The organism is Salinivibrio sp. PR919 (assembly GCF_001995355.1).
GTDB classification, from domain to species: domain Bacteria; phylum Pseudomonadota; class Gammaproteobacteria; order Enterobacterales; family Vibrionaceae; genus Salinivibrio; species Salinivibrio proteolyticus.
This window is the reverse complement of the sequence record NZ_MUFL01000087.1, coordinates 1-12303: the sequence shown is the minus strand read 5'-3', so window position 1 is coordinate 12303 and position 12303 is coordinate 1. Positions and strand designations below refer to the sequence as shown.

Below are 12303 nucleotides of genomic sequence, written 5' to 3'. Positions count from 1 at the left end.
CGGTTAATCGGGCGAGTGATGGATTCGCACACCACCCCCGGCATGGTTTCGACTTTCAATGGCTGCGCTTTTTGCGCACGGTGAAAGGTACTGATGTTATCGTAGGCTTGGCGCAGGGATAGCTTGATATCTTCATCCAAGCGCGCTTCAGCGTCGGCCAAAGTCGCTTTGTCGAGTTTGATGCTATCCAGTTCGACACCATCAAACTTTTGGGTCAATGCTTTTAAGCTTTCATCTCCTCGCTCACGGACATCGGCGATGATCTCCGCGACGCTCGCTTGGGTTTGGGCGCCGGTTGTGATTGCAGGGCGGCGCATTAAGCCTTCTTTTTGTGACTCTCCGAGTGATTTCCAGACCACAGTACGCATCGTGATTTACTCCATCATCTTTTCAATCGGCAGGACCAAAATTGAGCTTGCGCCCAACTGCTTTAATTTTTCCATGGTTTCCCAGAACAGATTCTCGGTGCTCACAAGGTGCACAGCAACACGGTTTTTCTCGTGAGCCAACGGCAAGATGGTGGGATCTTCCGCGCCGGGGAGTAATTCGACCACTTGCTCTAGGGTGTCGTTTGGCGCGTGGAGCATGATGTATTTGGACTCTTTAGCTTGGATGACACCTTGCATGCGGGTGAGCAAGCGTTCAATCAATGCGGTTTTCTCTTCACTGAAGCTGCCTTCACGCTGGATCAATACCGCTTTTGAGCGGAATATGACTTCGGCTTCTTTCAAGCCATTGGCTTCTAAGGTGGCACCGGTTGAGACTAAGTCACAAATCGCATCGGCAAGCCCGGCACGCGGCGCGACTTCGACGGAGCCATTGAGCATACAGGTGCTAAAGCTCACACCTTGTTTGTCCATATAGGCTTTGAGGATGTTGGGGTAGGTGGTAGCAATGCGTTGGTTGGCCAGATCTTGTGGGCCGTTATAGCTTTGGTCTTTATCGAGGGCGATGGAGAGGCGGCAGCCGCCAAAGTCGAGGCGACGCAGCAGCTGATACTGGCTGGGCTCTCCCAGTTTGATGCGCTCAAGGCGTACCTCCTCTAACTCGTTTTCGCCAATTACCCCTAAATCAACCACGCCGTCCATGATAAGGCCCGGGATATCATCGTCACGGACCAGCAGCAGATCGAGAGGCATGTTTTCGGCGTGGACCACTAAACGCTCACCGGTGTAATTGATTTTTACCCCGCAGCGTTTAAGCAGCTCTTGGCATTCTTTGGCGAGGCGCCCCTTTTTTTGGATGGCGATACGTAGGCGTTGTGTTTGCATGTGTGCTTCCTTGTCTAAAAATGAAAAGCTAAAAAAGAAAAAACCCTCGGAAGACGGTGCTCCCGAGGGTCTGAATCTGTTAGCTGGCTAATGACCGACGGAAGCGCTTTTTACTCGTCTTCCAGTCGAAACCATTCCTCCCGAAAGACTAGTCAGGATGATGGTGGTGATGCATTGTCATTAGCGTTGAAGTCATTTTTTTATGTCCATTTACGTTGGTCAATCTCGTCTCTTTTCGACAATATCAAAGTGAGCTTAGATTGCAACTCCCCATGTGGAGATTTTTTCACCGCCTACAGCGGCAAGCAGTGACACCGAATCAAACGGTCGCGTCTATACGTAGACATCCAGCGAGCCATCATCTTTTTTGCGTGGCGCGTTCTCTTTTTCAGCTTGTGGTGACGCATCATGATCTGATGGGTCATCCAAGCGGCGTTGTTTGCGCTCTTCAATGCTGGCCTGTTTCTTAATCGCCCAAACTTTGGTGGGTGGTGAAGAGGGCTTTCGGTACACAGGACTTAGGTTGCCAAGCCAATTCATAGTGCGTCCTCCTAGCGTCTTAACTAAAGTATCGACCAGAGAACGCAAAACTTGATTGTTTTTTGAGCAACTTAGGGTGAGTTAGCCACAACACTTTTTAAATTTGCGTCCGCTGCCACACGGGCAGGGGTCATTGCGTCCCGCTTTGACATGGCCGGGGAAGACACCATCGATATATCGCCACTGAAGCTGTCCATCGATCGTTTCTTTGACAAAACGAGAGCGCTCGTACAGACACTGAGGATCACCGTCGGCAATAAAGTGCGCTTTGAATGTCACAAAGCCAAGTTCACCTTGCTGCAGCACCTCGCTATCGAGTACTTCGAGAGATTGCCACTGATGTTGAGTCATGGTTGCAATATCTTCACGAAACGATTCGGCGCCGCATTCACTGTGGTAGGTCTCAACAATAAAATCCACCAAGCCTTTGGGGTGTGCGCTGTAACGTGCACGCATCAATTGCTCCGGATGGATAGCATTGGCAGGGTTTTGATGAATTGGCGCGCAACAGTCTTGATAGGTTTTATGGCTGCAACAAGGGCATAAGTCAGTTTGCATAGCTTTCTCTTAACAATAGGCTGAATGGCTTAACGATGGATAAAGTTGCGGGTTTGTAAGTCACACCCTTGGGCACTACACATCAAGACAGAACCGTGATCATACCAGTCGCCTAACACAATCCGTTGGTACGCGGTGCCATGTTGGTGCCACTGATGAATATGAGGGCGGTGAGTATGGCCGTGAATCATGTTAGTGACTCCCGCTTTATCCAACTGGCGCTGCACTTCTTGTGGCGTCACATCCATGATGGTGGATGACTTTTGCTGGTTGGCATTGGCACTGCCTGCGCGCATTTTGGCCGCAATCTTACGGCGCCATGTTAGCGGCAAGCACAAAAAGAGTCGCTGCAACCAAGGCTGGTGGACTTTGCGGCGAAACGCTTGATAGTCAACATCCTCTAAACACAAGGTATCCCCGTGTAAGATCAGGGTAGGGGTGCCATATAAATCGATGCACTCGAGCTCGTTTAACAGGGTTACGCCGGTTTCCATAGCAAAGCGTTGACCAATCAAAAAATCGCGATTGCCATGAATAAAATATACCGGCACGCCGCGCTCCGTCACCGCAGAAAACGCCGCTTTAATTTGTTGGTGAAACGGGCTGTTATCATCATCACCAATCCATGCTTCGAATAAGTCCCCGAGTACATAGAGCGCGTCGGCGTGTATCACTTCCTGCTGCATAAAACGTTCAAAGCAGTCGGTAATATCGGGCCGCGTTGGGCTTAAATGGAGGTCGGCAATAAAGAGGGTATGTGGCATGCGTTGGCTTTATGATGGTAATAAAAGAAAGGGTAGCCTGAGCTACCCTTGTTGACGAGTGCGGCTTAGTCTTCGATAGTCACGCTATCGATCAAGACTTCTTCAACCGGCACGTCTTGGTGGACATAACCCCAGTTACCGGTGGCAACGCCTTTAATCTTGTTCACGACGTCCATGCCATCAACCACTTCTGCGAATACACAGTAGCCCCAGCCATCTGGCGTTTTAGCTTTGTGATCGAGGAACAGGTTGTCATTAACGTTGATGAAAAACTGCGAGCTTGCTGAGTGCGGCTCCATGGTGCGCGCCATCGCAACCATACCTGTGCGGTTGCTTAAGCCGTTATCCGCTTCGTTTTTAATCGGTGCGCGGGTTGGCTTTTCTTCCATGCCAGAGGCCATGCCACCGCCTTGGACCATAAAGCCGTCAATCACGCGGTGGAACAGGGTTCCGTTGTAAAAGCCGTCACGGCAGTATTGTAAAAAGTTCTCGACCGTAGCCGGTGCTTCGTCCGCAAACATGCGTAATTTGATGTCACCGAACGTGGTATGAAGAGTCACCATGATGTAATCCTGTCATTGGCTTGGCTATAAGGAGCCAAGATTTTAGCCTAACAACGTCTCTGATCAAGCTCGATCCGTGATACAAGCCGAATTAATCCATATTCTCTGGTTCAAAATGATGCAGCAAGGTCTTCAAAAGGCCGGACAATTGGTCTTGTTGTGCTTGACTCAACGGGCTCAATATTTTGTGTAAGTTATCGGTGTGCGCCACCACTGCATCATCAATCAATTGCAGTCCAGCGTCGGTCAATGAAACATAAACACCACGGCGATCATTGGGATCTGGACTGCGTGCAACCAACCCTTTCTGCTCAAGGCGATCAATTCGATTGGTCATTGCACCTGAGGTGAGCATCAGCGATTGCAGCAGTTGGTTGGGGGTAAGCGTGTGCGGTTTGCCTGAACGGCGCAGCGTTGCGAGGACGTCAAACTCCCCCGGGTTTAAGTTGAATTGATTGAACACCTGCTGAAGGCGCGGATTGATATGCCCTACCACGCGCGCCAACCGCCCGGTAATGGCCATCGGAGAGGGGTCGATATCAGGGCGTTCTTGATGCCACTGAGACAAAATTACATCGACTTTATCGGGCGAACCGAACTCAGCTGAAGACGAGGTGGCTGGCGGCTGGGCGACTTGGCGTTGCTTCGTTGATCGTGTCATGAAAATACCGTGGTTTATTTATCGGTAAAGATTCTTTACAAAAAGCTAAGCGATCTTATCCATCAGCTCAACCACTCATGACAGTTTTTAGTAACGAGATGTGAGTGAGATCGTAGACAACAATTCGGGCAAGACAGCCTGTTGCGTGTCTGTCGCGCTTGCGTCAAGCAGGTATAAAAGGTGTAATAGTCCATTCATTCTAATTTTGTCACTATCGTAACGAGTAACCAAAACCACTATGTCGACGCCAACTAACACGTTAAAGATATACAACTCATTGACGCGAGAGAAAGAGATCTTTCAACCCATCACGCCGGGAAAAATCGGCATGTATGTCTGTGGGGTGACCATTTACGATCTTTGTCATATCGGTCATGGGCGTACTTTCGTGGCGTTTGACATGATCTCACGTTATTTGCGCCATCGTGGTTATGACTTAACGTTTGTCCGCAATATTACCGACATCGACGATAAAATTATCAAACGTGCGGCGGAAAACGGCGAAAGCTGTGAGTCACTGACTGAACGTTTGATCAGTGAAATGCATCAAGACTTTGATGCGCTCAACATGGCACGTCCCGATATCGAACCGCGCGCCACCGACTACATTGATGAAATTATCTCGCTAGTCGAAAAGTTGATTGAGCGAGGCTTTGCTTACGTTGCAGACAATGGCGATGTGATGTTTGAAGTCGCGAAATTTGACGATTACGGCAAGCTATCCAAGCAAGATCTTGAACAACTGCAGGCCGGTGCCCGTGTTGATGTGGAAGCGGCGAAGCGTAGCCCTCTCGATTTTGTGTTATGGAAAATGTCTAAGCCGGGCGAACCAACTTGGGAGTCGCCATGGGGGGCCGGTCGTCCGGGCTGGCACATCGAATGTTCGGCGATGAACTCCGCGATTTTAGGTGATCACTTTGATATTCACGGCGGCGGCTCTGACTTGCAGTTCCCTCACCACGAGAATGAAATTGCACAGTCTTGCTGCGCACACAACACCCAGTATGTGAATACGTGGATGCATAGCGGCATGGTGATGGTTGACCGTGAAAAGATGTCCAAATCTTTGGGGAACTTCTTTACTATCCGCGACGTGTTGGCGCACTACGATGCTGAAACCGTGCGCTACTTCTTGCTGTCTGGTCACTATCGTAGCCAGCTCAATTACAGCGATGAAAACCTCAATCAAGCCCGTTCAGCGCTCGAGCGTCTGTACACTGCATTGCGAGGGCTCGACGAGGCAACGCCAGCCGGTGGCGATGAGTACGTGGCACGCTTTGAAGCGGCGATGGACGATGATTTCAACACGCCAGAAGCCTACTCGGTGCTCTTCGATATGGCGCGTGAGATCAACCGCTTACGCGGCGATGATATGGCAGCGGCATCCGCACTGGGTGCGCAAATGCGTAAATTGGCGTCGGTTCTTGGTTTGCTTGAGCAAGATGCCGATAGCTTCTTACAAGGCGATGCGGGCGCGGACGATGAAGTGGCAAAGATTGAAGCCCTCATTCAAACACGCAATGACGCCCGTAAAGCCAAAGACTTTGCGGCTGCCGATGCGGCACGCGATGCGCTCACCGAGATGGGCATTGTGCTAGAAGACGGTCCTCAAGGCACCACTTGGCGTCGTAAGTAAGCCAAAGCATACCGCCCTCGAACGACTCACCCAAAAAACGGAGCCCCAAAGCTCCGTTTTTTCTTATCCGAATCTCATGCTTTTATTGGCGCTCATGTGTTACTCGCGATAGTGGCGGTGCTATTCAAATCAAAGCAGCTGTTACAGTCCGGGTGTCACCACGCGTTTGTCGGCTTCCGGCAGCTCACTACCGCAATGCTTACAAAATGACGCATCGGACTCATGGCCGCTTTTTGAACAATTCGGACACTTTACTAAGTTGCGATGCAGTGACATCTGCTGGCCAATCTCAGCGGTAATGATCCCGGTAGGCACGGCAATGATCGAGTAGCCCATCAACATGGTGAATGACGCCAAGGCCTTACCTACATCTGTTTGCGGCACTATATCACCATAGCCGACCGTGGTGAGGGTGACGATCGCCCAGTAGATGGCATAGGGAATACTGGTAAAGCCGTTTTCTGGTCCTTCAATCACATACATGAGTGCGCCGAACACGGTGACTAGAATTGCCACGGAGAAAAAGAAAATCATCACCTTGCGCGACGATAGCATCATCGAACGGAGTAAGATGTTGGAGTCTTCCAAAAAGCGCATCAACCTCAGAACCCGAAAGATACGTAAAACCCTTAGCAGGCGTACGACCATTAAATAGGTGGTGCCGGGAACAAAAATCGCGATATAGGTCGGCAAAATTGCAAGTAAATCGACGACACCATAAAAGCTACGCGCGTAAGCAGAAGGACGAGGAGAGCAGTATAGGCGCAGTATGTACTCAATGGTAAAGATGCCGGTAAAGCCCCACTCAATCCAATACAACCAGTTGGACCACTTAGCGTGAAAGCTAGCAATCGACTCCAGCATCAGTACCACCATCGAGGCGAGGATCAGCACGATCAACGCGATATCAAATGCTTTTCCATGCGGCGTGTCAGTGCCAAAAATGGTGGTATATAAATAGCGTTGTACTCGGTTTTGCGCGTCGGCCATAAGAGGTCCTTGCTATGAATGACCGTGATATTGGGCCGAAAAAAAACCGGCACTGCAACCTTTGCTGCGTGCCGGTTATACGTAACTGTGGCTCGGATTACATTTAGCTCAGTCCGGGGAACAACGCCCGCATTCCTGAGGCAATAAACTCAATGCCTAACGAGCCTAGAATAAGGCCCATGATCCGAGTAATGACGTTGATACCCGTTTGGCCGAGAAAGCGCACTACCGCAGGGCCAACACGGAACAGTCCCCAAATGCCGGCGGCAAAGATCACTAAGGTGGCAATCAGTGTCAGCGTGCTCCACGTATCTGGGTATTGAGAGCCGTAAACAATGGTGGAGCTGATCGCGCCCGGGCCAGCCAGCAAAGGCATCGCCAGCGGCACTACACCGACTTGTTCCCGACTGATCGACTCAGACTGCTCTTGCTTGTTTTGCTTACCTTCGCCGAGCTTCCCGTTCATCATGGTAAAAGCAATACTCAGTAATAGCATGCCTCCCGCCACGCGGAACGAGTCCAGCGAGATGCTGAACAAATCCAACAACATTTGTCCGGCCAGCAACGAAACAATCAAGATGACAGCGACGGCGATCGCGGCAGTATACGCGGTGCGATTGCGTTCTTGTTCATCGAGATGGGCGGTCAAGGTGACAAAAACGGGCATGATACCAATGGGGTTAACAGCGGCAAAAAGCCCGACAAAAAACTGTACGAAGATCATGGGGTCGAAGGCTGCCATGGCGACTCTCGTGATGCGGTGAGGAAGTCCAGTTTCTCTCGGGTTAATGGTTGCGTCAGTATAGCGAGCTCAGCCCAAAAACCAACCGCGTGAGCTTGCATTTTATGCATTTACTGATTGCGTTTTTTTAAACGGATTTTTTGATGTGCTACAGGTTAGCGATCTCTGTCACGCAACTTTCTCTCAGCAAACTATACTGAGGGTCGAGTGACGTGGACATAAATAACAACTTTAGCGGCTATTTGTTGAAAATTTCATACAACACCCGCCTTTGGCACTGAGGTGTAATGTAAATTAGATGTTGCATTGGTGAAAAAATTAGACACATACTCAGTGTGCTACAAAAATAATAAACCCAGTAACAATGGGGATTAAACGCAGAAATTATTGATATTGATTTGATAACAAATGATCGAGATCAAGTTGTTGATGCTGTGAAAATTTATACTCAGTTTTGAAAGTTATTTACTAAATGCCACGCACCAAACCGCGTCGCTAACTGTCAGAAACATCGGTTAGTCCGCAACAACGCTGCGGCAAGCAATTACTAAATGATTTTCAAATATGAACCAGGAGATGACTATGCCTGTCACTAATATTGCTGAACTCAACGCCATGGTTGAGCGTGTCAAAAAGGCACAAAAAGAATTTGCCACCTACTCACAGGAGCAAGTTGACAAAATCTTCCGTGCAGCCTCGCTTGCCGCGAACAATGCGCGTATCCCTCTGGCCAAACAAGCTGTTGAAGAGTCAGGCATGGGTATCTTGGAAGACAAGGTAATCAAAAACCACTTTGCGTCTGAGTTTATCTATAACAAATACAAAGATGAGAAAACCTGCGGCATTCTAGAAGAGAATGACGAGTTCGGCACCATCACTATCGCTGAGCCTGTAGGTCTTATCTGTGGTATCGTTCCAACCACCAACCCGACCTCTACTGCGATTTTCAAATCACTGATTTCTTTGAAAACCCGTAACGGTATTATCTTCTCGCCACACCCACGTGCGAAAAACTCAACCAATGATGCGGCTAAACTTGTGCTGGAAGCAGCGGTTGCAGCAGGCGCACCGAAAGACATTATCGGCTGGATTGACCAACCTTCAGTTGAGCTTTCTAACGCATTGATGAAGCATGATGACATCAACCTGATCCTTGCGACCGGTGGTCCAGGCATGGTTAAAGCGGCTTACTCATCAGGTAAACCTGCGATTGGTGTTGGTGCAGGTAACGTGCCGGTCGTGATTGACGAAACAGCGGATATCAAACGTGCGGTTGCATCTGTGTTGATGTCAAAAACCTTCGATAACGGTGTGGTCTGTGCATCAGAGCAAGCGGTTATCGTGATGGACGAAGTGTACGACGAAGTGAAAGAACGTTTTGCTTCTCACAAAGCCTATGTCCTGAGCAAAGCCGAAGCAGACAAAGTGCGTAAAGTTATCCTGATTAACGGTAACCTTAACGCAGACATCGTTGGCCAGCCCGCCACTAAGATTGCCGATATGGCCGGTGTGAGCGTACCGTCTGATACCAAGGTACTGATCGGCGAAGGTCTCGAAATCAGCATCGAAGAAGAATTCGCTCACGAGAAACTCTCGCCAACCTTGGGTATGTTCCGTGCGAAAAGCTTCGAGCACGCCGTGGATATGGCATGCAAAATGGTAGAAATGGGCGGTATCGGTCATACCTCTGGCCTTTACACCAACCAAGACGTTAATCAAGATCGTATCAAGTACTTCGGCGACCGCCTGAAAACAGCGCGTATTCTGGTGAACATCCCAACCACTCACGGTGGTATCGGTGACCTGTACAACTTCAACGTTGCACCATCACTCACACTGGGTTGTGGCTCTTGGGGCGGTAACTCGATTTCTGAAAACGTTGGGCCTAAACACCTGATGAACAAGAAAACTGTTGCGAAGCGAGCTGAGAATATGCTGTGGCACAAACTACCAAAATCTATCTACTTCCGTCGCGGCAGCTTGCCAATCGCGCTGAGTGATTTGGAAGACAAGAAACGTGCGATGATCGTGACTGACCGCTTCTTGTTCAACAACGGTTACTCTGACGATATCGAAAAAATGCTCAAAGCACAGGGCATGGATGTGACCACCTTCTTTGAAGTGGAAGCCGATCCTACCTTGAGCGTGGTACGCAAAGGTGCCGACGCGATGAAGAGCTTCCAGCCAGACGTGATCATTGCCCTAGGTGGTGGTTCACCAATGGATGCAGCGAAAATCATGTGGGTTATGTACGAGCACCCTGAAACTGCGTTCGAAGAGCTAGCAATGCGCTTTATGGATATCCGTAAACGTATTTACAAGTTCCCGAAAATGGGTAAAAAAGCGGAACTGGTTTGTGTAACGACCACATCAGGTACAGGCTCAGAAGTAACGCCGTTTGCGGTTGTAACTGACGACGAAACCGGTGCCAAATACCCACTGGCTGATTACGAGCTGACACCACAGATGGCGATTGTTGATGCCAACTTGGTAATGAACATGCCGAAGTCTCTGACTGCCTTTGGTGGTTATGATGCGATTACGCACGCTTTGGAAGCTTATGTGTCAGTACTGGCAAGCGAATACTCTGACGGTCAAGCGCTACAAGCACTGAAACTGCTGAATGAGTATCTACCAGCGAGCTATGCGCACGGTGCGAATGACCCAATTGCACGCGAAAAAGTGCACAATGGTGCGACCATTGCCGGTATCGCGTTTGCTAACGCCTTCTTGGGTGTGTGTCACTCAATGGCGCACAAAATCGGTGCTGAGTTCCACTTACCACACGGCCTTGCTAACGCACTGCTGATTTCAAACGTGGTTCGTTTCAACGCCAACGACAACCCAACCAAACAAACTGCATTCTCACAGTACGACCGCCCACAAGCACGTCGTCGTTATGCAGAAGTTGCGGATCACTTAGGTCTGTCTCAAGCCGGTGACCGCACAGCACAGAAGATTGAGCGTCTCCTCGCTTGGTTGGAAGAAATGAAGTTGAAACTGGATATCCCTGCGTCTATCCAAGCGGCCGGTGTCCCAGAAGCTGACTTCATTGCCAAACTTGATGAGCTTGCGGAAGAAGCGTTCGATGACCAATGTACTGGTGCGAACCCACGCTACCCACTGATCAAAGAGCTGAAAGAAGTACTGTTGGCCTCTTACTATGGTAAGCCATATGTTGAAGGTGAAACCTTCGAAGGCACCACGGTTATCAAGAAAAAAGATGACCAACCAGCGGCCGCGCCAACTAAAGCGGGTGCAGACAAAAAAGGTGCGAAAGCAAAAGCCTAATTTAACCTAGGTCACCGCTTAACGACAAAGACCCGCTCCGGCGGGTCTTTTTGATTTTATCCGTGGCGACGATGGCACTAGAATACAGAGCGCTTTGCTTACGGAATACGGAAAGGACTGCTGCATACTCGTATCGGGGCGTTTGCTCTTTCTACCCACTTGCCTCTAACAATCGGCCGTTAAAAGAATCGTTGGAGACGATATATTCCGCATTACGAATCAGCTCGTCATCCATTCCTCCGCTTGYGCGATTCATCGTACGTCCGCGAGGAACAATACCGCCAACGCGAATTTTGAGCCCAGATAATTCTTTAGCCCACCGCTGAGTGAGACCACCAATCATGGCACTGGCGACCGTATCTGGGGTTAAATGATGGCCAGCGACATTAATAATCACACCGGGGCGCCCACGCTGTTGCATACAAACGGCGGCGCGTTGCACGACGACGTAATAGTGTGAGGTGGAATCGGCGACCGTTTGTGGTATATCAACCAAGTTTCCATTATCCAAAAGGCTAGGCAGTATGTCGCCTTGCCAATGATTGATGAGTACATCAATACCACCAAACAGTGTGACGATTTGAGCAAAGGCATCATTGATGGATTGAGGCTGATAATCGGCTAAACAGATCGGCTGGATCCGGCCGGGATAATCTCGGCACTGATCGGCGCTTAGGCGGAGTGTCGGCCACTCGGTATCAAGCAGTACGACATCGGCGCCTAATGAGCAAAAATGTTCAGCCATGGCACGCCCGGATGGCGAGCCGCCTGCTGTGATGACGACCACCGCGTTATCTATCTTCATGGTCATTTCCTCAATCACATCAACCCTTTACGAAAAATCACTGTCTCTACAATATGTTACGAATTTCATTCACGAGAAAGTGACAACTTACCCCCAGCTTGTTCAAGCGTGGGAAGTTAATACTGGTACAGAAATACGCGGGGTGCGCAAAAAATGTTCAAAACAAGTGGGTAAATTGGGGATCGATTGCTCGGAATATATAGAGGATCACATTTTGGAAAAGGATCGCTATTTATCGTTGGGATCGACTTGCGATCTTGGTGGTTATGCGCTCACACGCATTTTGTCTTGGCAGTGCGCGGTGGTGAGATTTTCGTACAAGGTCGTCGGGTTGAGTGAGAGTCGTGCAGACTCGCTATCTGCCAACTTGCGACGCTGATGACCGGATAAATTGTGATAGACCGCCTCGTCAAATCCGTGGGTGCCTTGGGGCGGGTAGTGCATGGCAGCAGGTGCGAGCTGAAAGCGCAGATGTGCACTGG

Annotated in this window: 13 protein-coding genes and 1 other annotated feature; of the genes, 2 read left to right on the top strand and 11 right to left on the bottom strand. The window is 49.7% G+C overall.

The window, feature by feature from the left end:
- From BZG83_RS13985 to BZG83_RS13955, 7 genes are all read right to left on the bottom strand, one after another.
- A partial coding sequence (locus tag BZG83_RS13985; protein WP_198929738.1) for a histidinol dehydrogenase occupies positions 1-368 on the bottom strand: 368 nt, incomplete at its 3' end.
- Between the two features lie 6 nt (positions 369-374).
- On the bottom strand, positions 375-1271 hold the full coding sequence (gene hisG, locus BZG83_RS13980; RefSeq protein WP_077481411.1) for an ATP phosphoribosyltransferase: 897 nt from the start codon (positions 1269-1271) through the stop codon (positions 375-377).
- A 34-nt stretch (positions 1272-1305) separates the two neighbouring features.
- Positions 1306-1444: a sequence feature (His leader region), on the bottom strand.
- A 160-nt stretch (positions 1445-1604) separates the two neighbouring features.
- Positions 1605-1811 (bottom strand): hypothetical protein, encoded by a 207-nt coding sequence (locus BZG83_RS13975; protein ID WP_077481410.1) that lies wholly within the window; start codon positions 1809-1811, stop codon positions 1605-1607.
- 81 nt (positions 1812-1892) lie between these two features.
- Positions 1893-2369, bottom strand: a complete 477-nt coding sequence (locus tag BZG83_RS13970) for a YchJ family metal-binding protein (RefSeq protein WP_077481408.1) — start codon at positions 2367-2369, stop codon at positions 1893-1895.
- Between the two features lie 29 nt (positions 2370-2398).
- Entirely contained in the window at positions 2399-3133 is a 735-nt protein-coding gene (gene lpxH, locus BZG83_RS13965; protein WP_077455433.1) for a UDP-2,3-diacylglucosamine diphosphatase, read from the bottom strand.
- A gap of 65 nt (positions 3134-3198) precedes the next feature.
- Positions 3199-3696 carry a peptidylprolyl isomerase gene (locus BZG83_RS13960; protein WP_069587326.1) on the bottom strand — a complete coding sequence of 166 codons (498 nt, stop codon included), beginning with the start codon at positions 3694-3696 and terminating at the stop codon, positions 3199-3201.
- 91 nt (positions 3697-3787) lie between these two features.
- Positions 3788-4357 carry a MarR family winged helix-turn-helix transcriptional regulator gene (locus tag BZG83_RS13955; protein WP_077481406.1) on the bottom strand — a complete coding sequence of 190 codons (570 nt, stop codon included), beginning with the start codon at positions 4355-4357 and terminating at the stop codon, positions 3788-3790.
- A gap of 238 nt (positions 4358-4595) precedes the next feature.
- Here BZG83_RS13955 and cysS point away from each other — a divergent pair, with 238 nt between their 5' ends.
- Positions 4596-5993 (top strand): cysteine--tRNA ligase, encoded by a 1398-nt coding sequence (gene cysS, locus BZG83_RS13950; protein WP_077481404.1) that lies wholly within the window; start codon positions 4596-4598, stop codon positions 5991-5993.
- 141 nt (positions 5994-6134) lie between these two features.
- Here cysS and BZG83_RS13945 read toward each other — a convergent pair whose 3' ends face one another.
- Together BZG83_RS13945 and BZG83_RS13940 are read right to left on the bottom strand one after the other, a co-directional pair.
- Positions 6135-6983, bottom strand: a complete 849-nt coding sequence (locus BZG83_RS13945; RefSeq protein ID WP_077481402.1) for an ion transporter — start codon at positions 6981-6983, stop codon at positions 6135-6137.
- 103 nt (positions 6984-7086) lie between these two features.
- The gene (locus tag BZG83_RS13940) at positions 7087-7725 is read right to left on the bottom strand and encodes a YchE family NAAT transporter (protein WP_077455429.1); all 639 of its coding nucleotides are present in this window, start codon (positions 7723-7725) and stop codon (positions 7087-7089) included.
- A 582-nt stretch (positions 7726-8307) separates the two neighbouring features.
- Between BZG83_RS13940 and adhE the strand changes: the two genes are divergently transcribed.
- Complete coding sequence (adhE, locus tag BZG83_RS13935; protein WP_077481401.1) at positions 8308-11016, top strand: bifunctional acetaldehyde-CoA/alcohol dehydrogenase; 2709 nt, start codon at positions 8308-8310, stop codon at positions 11014-11016.
- A 151-nt stretch (positions 11017-11167) separates the two neighbouring features.
- Here adhE and BZG83_RS13930 read toward each other — a convergent pair whose 3' ends face one another.
- Positions 11168-11821 carry an SDR family NAD(P)-dependent oxidoreductase gene (locus BZG83_RS13930; protein WP_158074966.1) on the bottom strand — a complete coding sequence of 218 codons (654 nt, stop codon included), beginning with the start codon at positions 11819-11821 and terminating at the stop codon, positions 11168-11170.
- Positions 11822-12085: 264 nt separating this feature from the next.
- Positions 12086-12303 (bottom strand): VC2046/SO_2500 family protein (locus BZG83_RS13925; protein WP_274532439.1); only part of this gene is annotated, 218 nt, incomplete at its 5' end.

Excerpts from the sequence above, each read along its gene's own strand:
- hisG (WP_077481411.1), bottom strand. The coding sequence starts at position 1,271 with ATGCAAACACAACGCCTACGTATCGCCATCCAAAAAAAGGGGCGCCTC.
- BZG83_RS13975 (WP_077481410.1), bottom strand. The coding sequence starts at position 1,811 with ATGAATTGGCTTGGCAACCTAAGTCCTGTGTACCGAAAGCCCTCTTCA.
- BZG83_RS13970 (WP_077481408.1), bottom strand. The coding sequence starts at position 2,369 with ATGCAAACTGACTTATGCCCTTGTTGCAGCCATAAAACCTATCAAGAC.
- lpxH (WP_077455433.1), bottom strand. The coding sequence starts at position 3,133 with ATGCCACATACCCTCTTTATTGCCGACCTCCATTTAAGCCCAACGCGG.
- BZG83_RS13960 (WP_069587326.1), bottom strand. The coding sequence starts at position 3,696 with ATGGTGACTCTTCATACCACGTTCGGTGACATCAAATTACGCATGTTT.
- BZG83_RS13955 (WP_077481406.1), bottom strand. The coding sequence starts at position 4,357 with ATGACACGATCAACGAAGCAACGCCAAGTCGCCCAGCCGCCAGCCACC.
- cysS (WP_077481404.1), top strand. The coding sequence starts at position 4,596 with ATGTCGACGCCAACTAACACGTTAAAGATATACAACTCATTGACGCGA.
- BZG83_RS13945 (WP_077481402.1), bottom strand. The coding sequence starts at position 6,983 with ATGGCCGACGCGCAAAACCGAGTACAACGCTATTTATATACCACCATT.
- BZG83_RS13940 (WP_077455429.1), bottom strand. The coding sequence starts at position 7,725 with ATGGCAGCCTTCGACCCCATGATCTTCGTACAGTTTTTTGTCGGGCTT.
- adhE (WP_077481401.1), top strand. The coding sequence starts at position 8,308 with ATGCCTGTCACTAATATTGCTGAACTCAACGCCATGGTTGAGCGTGTC.